The organism is Streptomyces sp. NBC_00513 (genome assembly GCF_041431415.1).
Classification (GTDB): Bacteria; Actinomycetota; Actinomycetes; order Streptomycetales; family Streptomycetaceae; genus Streptomyces.
Genome location: NZ_CP107845.1, coordinates 1794525 through 1810116 on the forward strand (window position 1 = coordinate 1794525; position 15592 = coordinate 1810116).

The 15592-nt window shown below is 70.5% G+C and carries 15 protein-coding genes; 6 read left to right on the forward strand and 9 right to left on the reverse strand.

What is annotated here, in order from left to right:
* Positions 1 to 117 precede the first annotated feature (117 nt).
* The 7 genes from OHA84_RS08490 to pgsA all read right to left on the reverse strand — a co-directional run bounded on the left by OHA84_RS08490 (position 118) and on the right by pgsA (position 6033).
* Positions 118 to 870: a YebC/PmpR family DNA-binding transcriptional regulator gene (locus OHA84_RS08490; protein ID WP_053676652.1), complete on the reverse strand. Its 753-nt coding sequence runs from the start codon at positions 868 to 870 to the stop codon at positions 118 to 120.
* A 57-nt stretch (positions 871 to 927) separates the two neighbouring features.
* Positions 928 to 1521 (reverse strand): pyridoxal 5'-phosphate synthase glutaminase subunit PdxT, encoded by a 594-nt coding sequence (gene pdxT / locus OHA84_RS08495; protein WP_053676653.1) that lies wholly within the window; start codon positions 1519 to 1521, stop codon positions 928 to 930.
* 5 nt (positions 1522 to 1526) lie between these two features.
* Entirely contained in the window at positions 1527 to 2444 is a 918-nt protein-coding gene (pdxS, locus tag OHA84_RS08500; protein WP_053676654.1) for a pyridoxal 5'-phosphate synthase lyase subunit PdxS, read from the reverse strand.
* Between the two features lie 137 nt (positions 2445 to 2581).
* On the reverse strand, positions 2582 to 3121 hold the full coding sequence (locus OHA84_RS08505) for a hypothetical protein (RefSeq protein ID WP_053676655.1): 540 nt from the start codon (positions 3119 to 3121) through the stop codon (positions 2582 to 2584).
* Between the two features lie 190 nt (positions 3122 to 3311).
* Positions 3312 to 4472: a glycosyltransferase family 4 protein gene (locus OHA84_RS08510; RefSeq protein WP_053676656.1), complete on the reverse strand. Its 1161-nt coding sequence runs from the start codon at positions 4470 to 4472 to the stop codon at positions 3312 to 3314.
* Complete coding sequence (locus OHA84_RS08515; RefSeq protein WP_266951376.1) at positions 4469 to 5374, reverse strand: phosphatidylinositol mannoside acyltransferase; 906 nt, start codon at positions 5372 to 5374, stop codon at positions 4469 to 4471. The genes OHA84_RS08510 and OHA84_RS08515 overlap by 4 nt, the downstream gene beginning before the upstream one ends.
* Positions 5374 to 6033: a phosphatidylinositol phosphate synthase gene (pgsA, locus tag OHA84_RS08520; RefSeq protein WP_266972355.1), complete on the reverse strand. Its 660-nt coding sequence runs from the start codon at positions 6031 to 6033 to the stop codon at positions 5374 to 5376. Before pgsA ends, OHA84_RS08515 begins: the two co-directional genes overlap by 1 nt.
* A 264-nt stretch (positions 6034 to 6297) precedes the next feature.
* Here pgsA and OHA84_RS08525 point away from each other — a divergent pair, with 264 nt between their 5' ends.
* On the forward strand, positions 6298 to 8493 hold the full coding sequence (locus OHA84_RS08525; RefSeq protein ID WP_266972353.1) for an elongation factor G-like protein EF-G2: 2196 nt from the start codon (positions 6298 to 6300) through the stop codon (positions 8491 to 8493).
* A gap of 170 nt (positions 8494 to 8663) precedes the next feature.
* Positions 8664 to 10316, forward strand: coding sequence for a hypothetical protein (locus OHA84_RS08530; RefSeq protein WP_107089117.1), 1653 nt, complete (start codon positions 8664 to 8666; stop codon positions 10314 to 10316).
* 71 nt (positions 10317 to 10387) lie between these two features.
* On the opposite strand, the gene OHA84_RS08535 is transcribed toward OHA84_RS08530, so the two are convergent.
* On the reverse strand, positions 10388 to 10948 hold the full coding sequence (locus OHA84_RS08535; RefSeq protein ID WP_053676661.1) for an HIT domain-containing protein: 561 nt from the start codon (positions 10946 to 10948) through the stop codon (positions 10388 to 10390).
* Positions 10949 to 11015: 67 nt separating this feature from the next.
* Here OHA84_RS08535 and OHA84_RS08540 point away from each other — a divergent pair, with 67 nt between their 5' ends.
* Positions 11016 to 11705, forward strand: a complete 690-nt coding sequence (locus tag OHA84_RS08540) for a potassium channel family protein (protein WP_053676662.1) — start codon at positions 11016 to 11018, stop codon at positions 11703 to 11705.
* Between the two features lie 16 nt (positions 11706 to 11721).
* On the opposite strand, the gene thrS is transcribed toward OHA84_RS08540, so the two are convergent.
* Positions 11722 to 13698, reverse strand: coding sequence for a threonine--tRNA ligase (thrS, locus tag OHA84_RS08545; protein WP_266972350.1), 1977 nt, complete (start codon positions 13696 to 13698; stop codon positions 11722 to 11724).
* A gap of 168 nt (positions 13699 to 13866) precedes the next feature.
* Here thrS and OHA84_RS08550 point away from each other — a divergent pair, with 168 nt between their 5' ends.
* The 3 genes from OHA84_RS08550 to OHA84_RS08560 all read left to right on the forward strand — a co-directional run bounded on the left by OHA84_RS08550 (position 13867) and on the right by OHA84_RS08560 (position 15542).
* Positions 13867 to 14349: a GNAT family N-acetyltransferase gene (locus tag OHA84_RS08550; RefSeq protein ID WP_266972348.1), complete on the forward strand. Its 483-nt coding sequence runs from the start codon at positions 13867 to 13869 to the stop codon at positions 14347 to 14349.
* A 31-nt stretch (positions 14350 to 14380) separates the two neighbouring features.
* Positions 14381 to 14947 carry a TetR/AcrR family transcriptional regulator gene (locus OHA84_RS08555; RefSeq protein WP_053676665.1) on the forward strand — a complete coding sequence of 189 codons (567 nt, stop codon included), beginning with the start codon at positions 14381 to 14383 and terminating at the stop codon, positions 14945 to 14947.
* A 136-nt stretch (positions 14948 to 15083) separates the two neighbouring features.
* Positions 15084 to 15542, forward strand: coding sequence for an SRPBCC family protein (locus OHA84_RS08560; RefSeq protein WP_266972345.1), 459 nt, complete (start codon positions 15084 to 15086; stop codon positions 15540 to 15542).
* The last annotated feature ends 50 nt before the right edge of the window (positions 15543 to 15592 follow it).

The following is a 15592-nucleotide window of genomic DNA, read 5'->3' on the forward strand; positions in this document are numbered from 1 at the left end:
AGCGGGCCGGGGATCGAGCGGGCCGGGGATCGAGCGGGCCGGTGAAACGACCAACGAAACGGCCCGCCGGATGCATCCGGCGGGCCGTTCACGTCTGTTGCGGCGAGAGCCCGCGGCTCAGGCGTCGACCTTCTCCATGACCTCGTCCGATACGTCGAAGTTGGCGAAGACGTTCTGCACGTCGTCGCTGTCCTCCAGCGCGTCGATCAGCTTGAAGATCTTGCGCGCGCCCTCTTCGTCCAGCTCGACCTGCATGGTCGGCAGGAAGTTGGAGTCGGCCGAGTCGTAGTCGATGCCGGCCTGCTGGAGCGCGGTGCGGACCGCGACCATGTCGGTGGCCTCGCTGATGATCTCGAAGCTGTCCCCGAGGTCGTTGACCTCTTCGGCTCCGGCCTCCAGGACCGTCTCCAGGACGTCGTCCTCGGAGAGCTCGCCCTTGGGCAGGAGGACGACACCCTTGCGGTTGAACAGGTACGAGACCGAGCCCGGGTCGGCCATCGAGCCGCCGTTGCGGGTCATGGCGACACGCACGTCGGACGCGGCACGGTTGCGGTTGTCGGTGAGGCACTCGATGAGCACCGCGACGCCGTTCGGGCCGTAGCCCTCATACATGATCGTCTCGTAGTCGGCGCCGCCGGCCTCGAGGCCGCCGCCGCGCTTGACCGCGGAGTCGATGTTCTTGTTCGGGACCGAGCTCTTCTTGGCCTTCTGGATGGCGTCGAAGAGCGTCGGGTTGCCATCGATGTCGGCGCCGCCCATGCGGGCCGCGACCTCGATGTTCTTGATCAGCTTCGCGAAGAGCTTGCCGCGCTTGGCGTCAACCACGGCCTTCTTGTGCTTCGTCGTAGCCCATTTAGAGTGGCCGGACATCTGCCTGTCTCCTTCGCGTCACCAACAGTGTTCGCCTCAGATCCTACCGGGACGCCGTCACAGCCCCGCGCGCACCATGTCGACGAAGTACGCGTGAACGCGGTCGTCGCCGGTCAGTTCCGGGTGGAAGGACGTGGCGAGCACGTTCCCCTGCCGTACCGCGACGGTGTGACCGTCGTACGTGGCGAGCACCTCGACCGAGGCGCCGACCGACTCTACCCACGGGGCGCGGATGAAGACACCCTCGACCGGGTCGCCGGCTATGCCCGCGAAGTCGATCTGTGCCTCGAAGGACTCGTTCTGGCGCCCGAAGGCGTTGCGGCGGACGATCATGTCGATGCCGCCCAGCGTCTCCTGGTCCTCGCGGCCGTCCAGGAGCTTGTCCGCGAGCATGATCATGCCGGCGCAGGTGCCGTAGACCGGCATCCCGGCCCGCACGCGCTCGCGCAGCGGCTCCAGCATGCCGAACAGCACGGCGAGCTTGGACATGGTCGTGGACTCGCCGCCGGGGATCACCAGGGCGTCGACGTCGGCGAGTTCCTCGGGACGCCGGACCGGCCTGGCCACGGCGTCCGCCGCGGCCAGGGCGATCAGGTGCTCCCGTACATCGCCCTGAAGTGCCAGGACACCAATGACGGGGGTGCTGCTCATGCTTGTTACCAGCCCCGGTTGGCGTAGCGCTCGGACTCGGGGAGGGTGTCGCAGTTGATGCCGACCATGGCCTCGCCCAGGTTGCGCGAGGCGTCCGCGATGATCTTCGGGTCGTCGTAGAAGGTGGTGGCCTTCACGATGGCGGCGGCGCGCTTGGCCGGGTCGCCGGACTTGAAGATGCCCGAGCCGACGAAGACGCCCTCGGCGCCGAGCTGGCGCATCAGCGCGGCGTCGGCCGGGGTGGCGACGCCACCGGCGGAGAACAGCACGACCGGGAGCTTGCCGAGCTCGGCGACCTCCTTGACCAGCTCGTACGGGGCGCGCAGGTCCTTGGCGGCGGCGAACAGCTCGTTGTTGTCGAAGCCGCGCAGGCGGGCGATCTCGTTCTTGATCTGGCGCAGGTGGCGGACGGCCTCGACGACGTTGCCGGTGCCGGCCTCACCCTTGGAACGGATCATGGCCGCGCCCTCGGCGATGCGGCGCAGGGCCTCGCCCAGGTTGGTGGCGCCACAGACGAAGGGGGTGGTGAACGCCCACTTGTCGGAGTGGTTGACCTCGTCGGCCGGGGTCAGGACCTCGGACTCGTCGATGTAGTCGACGCCGAGGGACTGCAGCACCTGCGCCTCGACGAAGTGGCCGATGCGGGACTTGGCCATGACGGGGATGGAGACGGCCTCGATGATCTCTTCGATCATGTTGGGGTCGGACATCCGGGCCACTCCGCCGTCCTTGCGGATGTCGGCGGGGACCCGCTCCAGGGCCATGACGGCCACGGCGCCGGCGTCTTCGGCGATCTTCGCCTGCTCGGCGTTGACCACGTCCATGATCACGCCGCCCTTGAGCTGCTCGGCCATGCCGCGCTTGACGCGGGACGTGCCGATCGCGGACTCAGCGGACTGCGGGGTGGAGGGAAGCGTGCTCACGGATTGACCTCACTCGAAGGAAGACGGGTGCTGCGGTGGTACTGCGGTGAGCAAACCCCCCGCGACCAGTCCACTGCAAGGGCCAATGAGGAGCCGGTGGCTCCTTCCGATTTGGCCATTGGGTACAAGTGGGGCCGCTACGGCCGTTCCGCAAGATCCACCGGGGGCTCGTCGTCCATCTCGAAGGCGAGCGGGAAGGGGGCGTGTCCGGCCAATCGGAACCAGCGGACCTTGCGGTGCCTGCGCAGCGCGCGGGCCGCGCGTACCGCGTCGTTGTGGAAGCGGCGGGCCATCGGCACCCGGCGGACGGCGGCCGCCAGCTCCTCGGTGGCCTCCGCGCCGCCGGGAGCGGCCTTCAGCACCTCGACCTGGTCCACGTCGGCGAACACCGCGCGCAACGCCTGGCTCAGTTCGCTCTCGGCCACCTCACGGTGCTCCTCCTCGGCCTGCCGGGCCCCGTGCGCGGCCTCGTACAGCACCAGCGACGAGGCCGGGTCGAGCACCCCCGAGGTGGCCACCTCCAGCACCACCGACGCCCGCCGCACGAGCTGCGCGTCGAGGGCGGCCCGGGCGGCGTCCATCCGCGAGTGCAGGCGGTCGAGTCGACCGGCGGTCCAACTGAGGTAGACCCCGATGACGCCGAGGCCCAGGGCAATCCAGACAAGGGTTTCGATCACGGGCCGCGACTCTACCTTTCGACGGCCCCCGGGCCGGGCCCGGCCCGGCGGCGGCCCCCGGCGGCCGGCGGGCGCCATGGAGACGGCCCGGCACCCTCGGGTGCCTCGACGACGCGGCGAGGAGCGGTGCGGTGTGGTGTGGTGTGGTGCCGGGCGGCGTGGGTCAGACAGGATCCGAGAGCCGGCCCGGTCAGTCCCGCGAGAAGCCCAGCCGTGCGCGCAGGCCGACGCGTTCGTCCTCCGCGACCGCCGTCGCGCCGTCGGTCACCGTTTCGTAGACGGCCAGGATGTCCGCTCCCACCGTCGACCAGTCGAAGCGCCGCACGTGCGCGGAGCCTCGGGTGCTCAGTTCCGCCCGGCGTTCCGGGTCCCGCAGGAGGGCGATGGCACCTGCGGCCAGGGAGTCGGCGTCCTCGTTGGTGAAGAGGTCGCCCGCGCCTCCCTGGTCCAGTACCTGCGCGAAGGCGTCCAGGTCCGAGGCCAGCACCGCGGCCCCGGCCGAGAGGGCCTCGACGAGGATGATGCCGAAGCTCTCGCCGCCGGTGTTGGGGGCGACGTACACGTCGACGCTGCGCAGCAGTCGCGCCTTGTCCTCGTCCGAGACCATGCCGAGGAACTCGACGCGGGAGCGGAGGTCGGCCGGCAGCGAGGCCACGGCTTCCTCCTCGTCGCCGCGGCCGGCCACGAGCAGCCGTACGTCCGGGCAGGCCTCCACGATCTTGGGGAAGGCCGCCATGAGCACGGGCAGGCCCTTGCGGGGCTCGTCGATCCGGCCGATGAAGCCGAGGGTCTGGCCGCCCCACTCGGCCTTGGGTTCGGCCTTGGCGAAGAAGTCCACGTCGACCCCGTTGGGGATGACGACGGCGTCCCCGCCGAGGTGTTCCACGAGGGTCCGGCGCGCGTACTCGCTCACCGCGATGCGGGCGCTGATCTTCTCCAGCGCCGGCTGGAGGATCGGGTACGCGGCGATCATCGCGCGCGAGCGGGGGTTGGAGGTGTGGAAGGTGGCCACGATGGGCCCCTGGGCCGCCCAGCAGGACAGCAGGCCGAGGGACGGTGAGGCGGGTTCGTGGATGTGGATCACGTCGAAGACGCCGTCGTGCAGCCAGCGCCGTACGCGGGCCGCGGACAGGAAGCCGAAGTTCAGCCGGGCCACCGACCCGTTGTACGGCACCGGGACCGCTCGTCCCGCCGAGACCACGTAGGGCGGCAGCGGGGTCTCGTCGTCCGCGGGGGCCAGTACCGACACCTCGTGGCCGCTGCGGATCAGGTGTTCCGCGAGGTCACGGATGTGGAACTGGACGCCGCCCGGTACGTCCCACGAGTACGGGCACACGATGCCGATCTTCACTGCGCGCGTTCCTCCAGGTCGTCCAGCCACAGCCGCTGCAGCATGTGCCAGTCCTCGGGGTGCTCGGCGATCCCCTCGGCGAACACGTCGGCGAGGGCCTGGGTCATGACGGCCGTCTTCTCGACCCGGGTGCCGTTCTTCGGCACGGCCACCTCGGGGTGGATCCGGCCGAACAACTTCGGGGTGTCCCCGTAGTACAGGGTGGCCGGGAGCAGCACCGCGCCCGTCTGCTGGGCCAGGAGCGCCGGTCCCGCCGGCATGCGCGCCGTGGAGCCGAAGAAGTCCACCTCGACCCCGGAGGCCGACAGGTCCCGGTCGGCGACCAGGCAGACCAGTCCCCCGGAGCGGAGCCGCCGGGCCAGGGTGCCGAAGGCGGCGCCGCCGCTGTGCGGGAGCACCTCCATGCCGAGGCTCTCCCGGTAGGCCACGAAGCGGTCGTACAGGCTTTCGGGCTTGAGCCGCTCGGCGACCGTGGTGAGCGGCACGCCGATGTGGCCGGTGGCCCAGGCGCCGGCGAGGTCCCAGTTCGCGAGGTGCGGCAGGGCGACCACGACCCCGCGTCCGGTGGCCAGCGCCTCGCGCAGGATGTGGTCGTCCTTCATCTCGACGTCCGTGCCGAACCGCTTCGGGTCCATCGTGGGCAGCCGGAAGGATTCCATCCAGTACCGCATGTACGAGCGCATGCCGGCCCGCGACAGTTCCCGCAGGGCTTCGGGGGTCGCGTCCGGGACCACCCGGGCCAGGTTCGACTCCAGGCGCAGCACGCTCTTGCCGCGCCGCTTCCAGGCGTAGTCCGCGATCCGGTGGCCGAGGGCCACCGCCGCGGGCTCGGGGAGCTTCTTCACGCCCGCCCAGCCGAGCCCGTAGAGCCCGTCGACGAGCTTGTCCTGTGCGGCGCCCATCAGGCGGCCCCGCCTTCGGCCGCTGCCGCGTCGGCCTCCGTGGCCTCGCGGCGCACGGTGACCACCCGCTGGATCAGCGTGACGAGGGAGCCCACCGCGACCAGCCACAGGGCGATCGGCAGGAGCACCCCGATCCAGGAGGGGACGCCGAAGGTCTGGAGCCCGGACAGGCCGGCCGCGACGAGGGTGATCACCAGGCGCTCGGCGCGTTCGACGAGCCCGTTGACGGCCACCGGCAACCCGATCGACTCGCCGCGGGCCTTGGTGTAGGAGACCACCTGGCCGCTGGCCAGGCAGAAGATCGACACGGCGCAGAGCACGTTGTGGTTCCCGGAGCCCGCGTACCAGAGCGCGAGTCCGCCGAAGATGGCCGCGTCGGCCACCCGGTCGAGCGTCGAGTCGAGGAACGCCCCCCACCGGCTGGAGACGCCGGCCTGGCGGGCCATGTTCCCGTCGACCAGGTCGGAGAAGACGAAGAGGGTGATGGTGATGGTGCCCCAGAAGAACTCGCCCCGGGGGAAGAAGACCAGCGCGCCGGCCACCACTCCGGCGGTGCCGATCAGGGTGACGGCGTCCGGGCTCACCCCCCGACGGAGGAGAAATGCGGCGAACGGCGTGAGAACACGCGTGAAGAATGCACGCGCGTACTTGTTCAGCATGGCCTTCCCGGAGGGTCGCTGGGCCGCACGGCCACAGCGGCCACCGGCTGGCCCATCGTAGCCGGCGCCTCGCGCCCCGGGTGCCGCGCACCCACCGGTTCGCCCCGGACAATCCCCGCGCCGGCTCCACGTCGGCTCCGCGTCGACCGCTCGTCGTGCTCCGGACGGCTCCGGGTACGACGTATGGACGTGGTGTGACACCGGTGCAAAGCTCGAAGGACCCCGATCACCCTCCTCACCGCGACACCGGGAGGCACGAGCATCATGGGAGCCACATCACACCAAGCCGGGGCCGCCGGCAGGGCACTGACGGTCGACCGGCCCACTTCCGTACGGAACGTCGTGTTGGTCGGCCACAGCGGCGCCGGCAAGACCACGCTGGTCGAGGCCTTGGCGCTGACCGCCGGGGCCGTCAATCGAGCCGGCCGGGTCGAGGACGGCTCGACCGTCTCCGATCACGACGAGATCGAACATCGTCGCCACCGGTCCGTCCAGCTCTCCCTCGTCCCCGTCGAATGGGGCGGGATCAAGATCAACATCCTGGACACTCCGGGATACGCCGACTTCGTCGGTGAACTCAGGGCCGGTCTGCGCGCCGCGGACGCGGCCCTTTTCGTCGTCTCGGCCGCCGACGGGATCGACGGCGCCACCCGCATGGTCTGGGACGAGTGCGAGGCCGTCGGCATGCCCCGGGCCATCGTCGTCACCCACCTGGAGGCGGCCCGGTCCGACTACGCCCAGATGACCGGCGTCTGCGGGGAGATCTTCGGCGCCGAGGACCCGGACGCCGTCGTACCGCTCTACCTGCCCCTGCACGGGCCCGCGGGGCCGGACGGGCACGCCCCCGTCACCGGGCTGCTCGGCCTGCTCTCCCGGCGCGTGTACGACTACGGCTCCGGGGAACGCGTCGAACGCGACCCGGACCCGGCGGAACTCGCCCTCATCGACGACGCCCGCTCCCGCCTGATCGAGGGGATCATCGCGGAGAGCGAGGACGAGAGCCTCATGGACCGCTATCTCGGCGGCGAGGACATCGACCTCAAGACGCTCGTGGACGACCTGGAGCGGGCCGTCGCCCGGGGCACCTTCCACCCCGTGCTGATGGCGGCCCCGGCGGCCGAGGGAGCCCGTCAGGGCCTCGGGACGGTGGAACTCCTCGAACTGGTCACCGGCGGCTTCCCCACCCCCGCGGAACGCGCGCCGCTCGCCGTCACCGCCCCCGACGGTTCCGCCCGCCCCCCGGTCACCTGTGATCCCGAGGGGCCCCTCGTGGCCGAGGTCGTCAAGACCTCCTCCGACCCCTACGTCGGCCGCGTCTCCCTCGTCCGCGTCTTCTCCGGCACCCTGCTCCCCGAGGCGACGGTGCACGTGTCCGGCCACGGGCTCGCGGACCGCGGGCACGAGGACCACGACGTGGACGAGCGGACCGGGGCCCTCTCCTCCCCCTTCGGCAAGCACCAGCGGCCCCTCGGCCGGTGCATCGCCGGCGACCTGGCCTGCGTGGCGAAGCTCACCCACGCCGAGACGGGCGACACCCTCTCCGCCAAGGACCGGCCCCTCCTGATGGAGCCCTGGTCGATGCCCGATCCCCTGCTGCCCCTCGCCGTCGAGGCCCACGGCAAGGCCGACGAGGACAAGCTCTCGCAGGCGCTGGCCCGTCTGGTGGCCGAGGACCCGACGCTGCGGCTGGAGCAGAACCCGCACACGCGTCAGCTCGTCCTGTGGTGCCTGGGCGAGGCCCACCAGGACCTGGTGCTCGAACGCCTGCGGACCCGCTACGGGGTCCAGGTGGACCCGGTCCCCCACAAGGTCAGCTTGCGCGAGACCTTCGGCGCCGAGGCAACCGGCCGCGGTCGCCACGTCAAGCAGTCCGGGGGCCACGGCCAGTTCGCCATCTGCGAGATCCGGGTCGAACCGCTGCCGGCCGGCAGCGGCGTGGAGTTCGTCGACAAGGTGGTCGGCGGTTCGGTGCCCCGCCAGTTCATCCCGTCCGTGGAGAAGGGCGTACGCGCCCAGGCCGCGCGCGGGGTCGCGGCCGGATACCCGCTGGTGGACGTACGGATCACCCTGCTCGACGGCAAGGCGCACTCGGTGGACTCCTCCGACGCCGCCTTCCAGACCGCGGGCGCGCTCGCCCTGCGCGAGGCCGCCGCCGAGGCGACCATGCACCTCCTGGAGCCCGTCGCGGAACTCGACGTACTGGTGCCCGACGAGTTCGTCGGCCCGGTCATGAGCGACCTCGCGGGGCGCCGAGGTCGCGTCGTCGGCTCCGACCAGGCCGGGCCGGGTCGGACGCGGGTGCGCGCGGAGATCCCGGAGATCGAGATCGGCCGGTACGCGGTGGAGTTGCGGTCCGTGTCGCACGGCACGGGCGGGTTCCGTCGCAGCTACGCCCGCCACGAACCCATGCCACCACAATTGGCGGAAAAGATTCGCGAACAGGCCGAGAAGGGAACGTAGTTGACATAGCGCTGCGGCGACCGCCCACCCAACCGGCTTGCGGTGGGCGGTATTTCCCTGTCCCATGACCATGGGGCAGGCTGCGCCGATAGGCTTTTCGGCGGCGCGGGGCAGGACGACGGCAGGCGCGAGCCGGCAGTGGGCACAGGCGCACGGTGATGGGGGCAACGGTGGCGGACGACGGTTTCGACTTCAGGCCCGGGGCGCAGGTTCCGCTCCAGGGAGGCGGTGGGCAGACCGCCGCGACCAACGCACTGGCGTCCGCCGCGTACCGCGACGGCAAGCTGGAGGAGATCCTCAAGGCCAACAACGACCTCCACGAGTCGAAGGTCAAGGCCCCCAAGATCTCCCTCTTCGAACCCAATCTGGGCGAGGCCTTCTGCCGCGCGGTCGAGGTGCGCACCCTCGGCGCCGGCCGCAAGCCGCTCATCCAGTCCTTCGGCGCCGACCCGCAGACCGTCGTCGAGCACTGCCTGGCAGCTTCCCGCATCCGCAAGGAGCGCGACCGCAAGCTGCGCATGATCGTGCTGGTCTGCGGGGTGATCTTCCTGCCCGGGCTGCTGCTGTGGCTGGGCCTCTTCCAGCTCCGCAAGTCCCTGGGCAAGGGCGAGGGCAAGCGGTCCTGGCTGGTCACCGCCCTGCTCGTGGGCGTCGCCGTCGTGGTGGCGGTGTTGATGTTCCGGTTGCCCTTCACCGGGTTCCTCGGGATATACCTGCGGGCGATGATCATCGCGCCGGCGTTGGGCTGGTTCCTGGCCCGGCGGATCTGCGAGGCCACCGCCGTCGACATGCGTTCCCGCTGGGACGGACTGCTGGGCGGCGGGGGCGTCGCCGCCAAGATCCCCGAGGCGGTGCCGGGCAACCCCGACGAGAAGGCCCGTGAGGACCTGCGCCACCAACTGGCGAAGCTCACCGCCGAGGACCGCAGCAACTCCGCCTTCTACGCCGGTCCCAAGGGGATCCTCGGCATGGGCACCCGCTGGGGCAGCTGGCAGATGGCCGAGGAGCTGACCCCGAGGACCGAGGGCGCCGACATCCACCCCTTCCGCAGCTGGGACGTCATACGCGCGATCGACACCCAGCTCCGCAAGCTGGAGCGCGGCCCGCTGCACACGGGGGGCTTCCCGACCGCGTCGATCCAGCACTGGATCGTCACCCCGATCGGCGAGGGCGCGGCCGAGGTGGCCCGGCCCACCGGCGAGGACGTGGACACCTTCCTGGTGAAGCCGCACGAGATCACCCGGATCTGCAACGAGCAGCAGTTCAGCGCCGGCAACCGGCACTATCTGGGCATCCAGTACCCGCTCTGGGACGGGCAGCTCGTCATCACGATGCTGGTGACGGTCACGGTGCTCTACAAGACCCTGCGGGTGGACGTCACCGCCCACGCCCTGGGTCCCGTGCACGGTCTGTTCACCACGAAGTCCGCGCCCAAGACGGTGGAGGTGGCCAAGTCCGTCCGCTTCTGGGAGACGGTGGAGCGACAGCTCCCGCTGGTGGACGCGACGGAGGTCGTCCGTCTGGCCGTGCGTGCCTCGCTGACCTGGTACCCGCCGGTCCTGGAGTACTTCGGCGGCAAGCTGATCCTGCCCGAGCCGTTCGGGTTGCGGCACGTGTGGGCCGGTTCGATGTGGCGCCACCGCTTCATGGCGGACGATGCCCTGCGCACCGTGGCCCCAGTCCTGCGGTCGGTGCACACCGCCGCGTTCAAGGTCCTGGAGGAGAACGGCGTCGACACGGACCGCTTCACCAACCGTTCCTCGATCATGAGCGGCCTGATCCAGGAGCCGTCGCCGCGCAAGGCGGACGTCTACGACGCGTAGGCGCGGACGGTACGACGTGGGGGCCGGCCGGTCCGGGGGCGCGCGCCCCCGGACCGGCCGGCCTTCGCGTCTCAGTCGGTGGGCCAGGCGTCCGCGAGCATCTGGCGGGTGTCCGCGAGCAGTTGCGGCAGCACCTTGGTGTGGCCGACGACCGGCATGAAGTTCGTGTCCCCGCCCCAGCGGGGCACGATGTGCTGGTGCAGGTGCGCGGCGATGCCGGCGCCGGCCGCCGCGCCCTGGTTCATGCCGATGTTGAATCCGTGCGCCCCGGACGCCTTGCGCAGGGCGGTCATGGCCCGCTTGGTCAGGTCGGCGAGCTCGGCGGTCTCGGCGGCGTCGAGTTCCGTGTAGTCGGCGACGTGCCGGTAGGGGACGACCATCAGGTGGCCACCGTTGTACGGGTACAGGTTGAGCACGGCGTAGACGTGCCGGCCCCGGGCGACCACGAGCCCGTCCTCGTCCGACATGTCCGGAATCCCGCAGAAGGGACAGCCGTCCCCGGCCTCCGGACCGGTCGGCTTGTTCTCCCCCTGGATGTAGGCCATCCGGTGGGGCGTCCACAGACGCTGGAACGCGTCCTGCGTGCCCACACCGATCTGCTGCTCCGGCTCAATCGTCATGGGATGCAGCATATGACCTTGCCCCCGCGGGGCGTGTCGCCGGGGCGAAGACGGGTACCTCCGCCGCGATGCTGGGCACATGCACCCCGATGTCGAGCCCCGCGACAAGGCCTGGGAACGCCGGACCGAGCTGCCGCTGTTCTACGCCTCCCTGATCTTCATCGCCGGATACGCGGTGCGCGTCCTCGCCCACAAGGCGGACCACATCTGGCGGGACATCGCCGGGCTGCTGGTCCTGCTGATGTGGGTCTGCTTCATCGTGGACTACGTGGTCCGGATGGTGCTGAGCCGCGAGAGGCCGCACCGCTTCGTCCGGCTCCACTGGCTGGACACCCTGGTCGTCATCCTGCCGCTGCTGCGGCCCCTGCGGATGGTCAAGGTCCACGACGCGGTCCAGGCCAGGCAGAACCGCCCGCGCCGCGGGCTGTACGAGCGGGTCATCACGTACGCCGGGCTCTCGGCGGTCCTGCTCGGCTTCTCGGGGGCGCTGTGCGTCTACCACGAGGAGCGGCTGATCCCCGGCTCCACGATCCGCACCTTCGGGGACTCGCTGTGGTGGGTGAGCCAGACGCTGACGACGGTGGGCTACGGGGACATCACCCCGGTGTCCCCGGTGGGCCGGCTGATCGCGGTCGTGATGATGGTCTTCGGCGTGGCCCTGCTGGGGGCGGTGACCGGTTCGTTCTCGTCCTGGCTGATCCAGGTATTCCGCCGGGAGGACGAGAAGGAGCCTCCCGGGAACGGGAGTTCCCGGGAGACCCCTTCCTGACGTGCCGCCGGGTCGGTCAGACCTGGACGCGGTCCGCGACGACCTTGGCCAGCTTGGCCAGGGCCTCGTCCTTGGCCACGCCGTTCTCCTGCGAACCGTCGCGGTAGCGGAAGGAGACGGTGCCGGCGGCCATGTCCTCGTCACCGACGATGATCATGAACGGGACCTTGAGCTTCTGGTGGTTGCGGATCTTCTTCTGCATCCGGTCCGAGGAGGCGTCCACCTCGACGCGCAGCCCCTGCTTCTTCGCCTCGGCGGCGAACTCCTGGAGATACTCCACGTGCCCGTCGCCGATCGGGATGCCGACGGCCTGGACGGGGGCCAGCCACGGCGGCATGGCGCCCGCGTAGTGCTCCAGCAGCACGGCGAAGAAGCGCTCGATGGAACCGAAGAGCGCACGGTGGATCATGACCGGGCGCTGACGCGAACCGTCGGGGCCGGTGTACTCCAGGTTGAAGCGCTCCGGCAGGTTGAAGTCGAGCTGCACGGTCGACATCTGCCAGGTGCGGCCGATCGCGTCACGGCACTGGACGGAGATCTTCGGGCCGTAGAACGCGGCGCCGCCCGGGTCCGGGACCAGGGGCAGGCCCTGCTTCTCGGCGACCGACTGGAGGACGGCGGTGGCCTCCTCCCAGACCTCGTCCGAGCCGACGAACTTCTCCGGGTCCTTGGTCGACAGCTCCAGGTAGAAGTCGGTCAGACCGTAGTCGCGGAGCAGGTTCAGCACGAAGGTCAGGGTGCGGTCGAGTTCCTCCGCCATCTGCTCCTTGGTGCAGTAGATGTGCGCGTCGTCCTGGGTGAAGCCGCGCGAGCGGGTCAGACCGTGCACCACGCCGGACTTCTCGTACCGGTACACGGTGCCGAACTCGAAGAGGCGCAGCGGCAGTTCGCGGTAGGAGCGGCCGCGCGCGTCGAAGATCAGGTTGTGCATCGGGCAGTTCATGGGCTTGAGGTAGTAGTCGGTACCACCGTCGAGCTGCATGGGGGGGTACATGCCCTCCGCGTACCAGTCCAGGTGTCCGCTCTTCTCGAAGAGGGCGCCCTTGGTGGCGTGCGGGGTGTAGACGAACTCGTAGCCCTCTTCCTCGTGCCGCTTGCGCGAGTAGTCCTCCATGGTGCGACGGATGACGCCGCCGCGCGGATGGAAGACGGCCAGGCCGGAGCCGATCTCGTCCTGTACGGAGAACAGGTCGAGCTCGGTGCCGAGGCGGCGGTGGTCGCGCTTCTCGGCCTCGGCGAGGAAGTCGAGGTGGGCCTTCAGCTCGTCCTTGGAGGGCCACGCGGTGCCGTAGATGCGCTGGAGCATCGGGTTCTTCTCGCTGCCGCGCCAGTAGGCGGCCGCGTTGCGCATGAGCTTGAAGGCGGGGATGTTGCGGGTGGTGGGCAGGTGGGGACCGCGACAGAGGTCCTTCCAGCACAGTTCGCCGGACTTGCCGTCGAGGTTGTCGTAGATGGTCAGCTCGCCGCCGCCCACCTCGACGTTCGCACCGTCGTCGGTCGAGGCGGAACCCTTGATGCCGATGAGTTCCAGCTTGTACGGCTCGTCCGCGAGCTCCTCGCGGGCCGCCTCGTCGGTGACCACGCGGCGGGCGAACTTCTGCCCGCGCTTCTGGATCTCCTGCATCTTCTTCTCGATGGCCTTGAGGTCATCGGGGGTGAAGGGGCGGGCGACGTCGAAGTCGTAGTAGAAGCCGTCGCGGACCGGCGGGCCGATGCCCAGCTTGGCCTCGGGGAAGAGCTCCTGCACGGCCTGTGCCATGACGTGCGCGGTCGAGTGGCGCAGGATGTTCAGGCCGTCCTCGGAGGAGATCTCCACCGGTTCGACGGTCTCGCCGTCCTTCACCTCGTACGCGAGGTCCTTCAGCTCCCCCGCGATGCGCGCGGCGACGATGGTGCGCTCGCCGGCGAAGAGCTCGGCCGCCGTAGTGCCCGTGGCCACCACGCGCTCGTCCCGCTCGGAATCGCGTTGGATGATCACACGGACGTCTGACACCGGTCTCTCCTGACTCAGGGGGTGCGCGAGCGAACACTGCGCGCCTGAATCGTACCGAGCCGGGGGGCGCCATCGCTAAACGGTTGTTCGCCGGAGCCGGACGCCCACCTCGGCGGTGACCGGCCGGGGTACCGTTTCGCGGCGTCCCGACCCCTGGAGCGAACCGCCATGCCGCACGTGCTCGTCCGTCCGCTGGACCTCACCGACGACCCCACCGCCGCCGCCGTCCACCGCGTCGGTCGGGCGGCGTACGCCGTGGAGGCCGCGCTCATCGGCTTCGACGGCATCCCGGCCCTGCGGGAGGGCCTCGACGAGATGCGGGAGCGGCCGTTGCGCTGGATCGGCGCGGTCGCGCGGGACGACGTGATCGCCGGGTTCCTCGCCTGGGAGGACACGAAGGACGGCGGCGTGTGCGTCGACCGGCTGTGCGTGGATCCGGCCTGGTTCCGCCGGGGCATCGCCTCGCTGCTGTGCGCGCGGCTGCCGGCCGACCGCCCCGTCACCGTCACCACCGGCGTCGCGAACGCGCCCGCCGTGGCCCTGTACGAACGCCTCGGCTTCCTGCGCGGCGAGGACTTCGAGCCCGTCCCGGGGCTGCGGATGGCCTCGTTCTCCCGAAATCCCGCTTCGCTCACTCCCTCGACCCGTTGACATCCAAAAGTGTGAGTGGTTTATTACTCACATGAACACGGAACGACGTCGACAGCTCTCCTCCGCCGAGGAACGCCGGGACACGGTGCTGCGCACGGCCATCGGGGCCTTCGCCTCGCGCGGCTACTTCGGCACCACGACCACGGAGGTGGCCAAGGCCGCCGGCATCTCGCAGTCGTACGTCTACCGGCTCTTCCCCAACAAGGAGGCGCTGTTCACCGCGGTCGTCGACCACTGCTTCACCCGGGTGCGGGCCAGCCTGGAGGAGGGTGCGGCGAACGCCGCCGGCAGTGCGCCCGAGGCGGTGCTGAGCGCCATGGGCGACGCCTATGCCCACCTGATCGCGGACAAGGACCTGCTGCTCGTCCTCACCCACGCCCAGGCGGCGGCCGTCTCGGAGACCGCGGTCCGCGACGCAGTCCGGACCGGCTACGCCCGCCTGGTGGAGTACGTGCGCGGCGCCTCGGGCGGCAGCGAACCCGAGGTGCAGCGATTCTTCGCGATCGGCATGCTCTGCCACCTGTTGGTGTCGATGGACACGCAGGCCGTGGACGCGCCGTGGACACGGACCCTCTCGGCCGGGGTCCGGCACTACTGACAGCACCGACGATCGAGGACGAACGACGGAACAGGGCGGGCCCCGGAGCCCGCCCTTCTTCCGACCCAAAGAGTGAGTGGTCAACCACACACACCATCCGACGACCACCTACCGACCGAACCCAGGAGCACCCGTCATGAGCACGAACAACGCCCGCCCCACCACGATCGACGAGAACGCCCCCGCCGTCGTCCGCCTGGAGACCACCATCGGGTCCCCCCTCGCCACGGTGTGGGCCCTGCACACCGACATCGCCGGCTGGTCCGACTGGCACACCGGCATCGACCGTGTCGAGTTCGTGGGCCCCCTCGCCGCGGGCACCCGCTTCCGCTGGCTCACCCACGGGCTCGACATCACCTCCACCGTCCTCGACGTGACGCCGGGCGAGCGGATCGCCTGGGGCGGCCCCGCCCACGGCATCGACGGAGTCCACGTCTGGACCTTCCACGAGAGCGCCGAGGGAGTCACCGTCAGCACCGAGGAGTCCTGGGCCGGCGCCCCCGTCGAGGCCCGCCCCGCCGAACTGGGTGCGGCGCTGCGCCAGTCGCTGGAGGAGTGGCTCCACCTCCTCAAGACCACCGCCGAAGCCCGCTGAAGCCCGCCGAAGCCGACCGAACCCCCCGCCACCGCCCCGCCCCGCCCCGC

Excerpts from the sequence above, each read along its gene's own strand:
- OHA84_RS08490 (WP_053676652.1), bottom strand. The coding sequence starts at position 870 with ATGTCCGGCCACTCTAAATGGGCTACGACGAAGCACAAGAAGGCCGTG.
- pdxT (WP_053676653.1), bottom strand. The coding sequence starts at position 1,521 with ATGAGCAGCACCCCCGTCATTGGTGTCCTGGCACTTCAGGGCGATGTA.
- OHA84_RS08515 (WP_266951376.1), bottom strand. The coding sequence starts at position 5,374 with ATGGGCGCCGCACAGGACAAGCTCGTCGACGGGCTCTACGGGCTCGGC.
- pgsA (WP_266972355.1), bottom strand. The coding sequence starts at position 6,033 with ATGCTGAACAAGTACGCGCGTGCATTCTTCACGCGTGTTCTCACGCCG.
- OHA84_RS08525 (WP_266972353.1), top strand. The coding sequence starts at position 6,298 with ATGGGAGCCACATCACACCAAGCCGGGGCCGCCGGCAGGGCACTGACG.
- OHA84_RS08535 (WP_053676661.1), bottom strand. The coding sequence starts at position 10,948 with ATGCTGCATCCCATGACGATTGAGCCGGAGCAGCAGATCGGTGTGGGC.
- OHA84_RS08540 (WP_053676662.1), top strand. The coding sequence starts at position 11,016 with ATGCACCCCGATGTCGAGCCCCGCGACAAGGCCTGGGAACGCCGGACC.
- OHA84_RS08550 (WP_266972348.1), top strand. The coding sequence starts at position 13,867 with ATGCCGCACGTGCTCGTCCGTCCGCTGGACCTCACCGACGACCCCACC.
- OHA84_RS08555 (WP_053676665.1), top strand. The coding sequence starts at position 14,381 with ATGAACACGGAACGACGTCGACAGCTCTCCTCCGCCGAGGAACGCCGG.
- OHA84_RS08560 (WP_266972345.1), top strand. The coding sequence starts at position 15,084 with ATGAGCACGAACAACGCCCGCCCCACCACGATCGACGAGAACGCCCCC.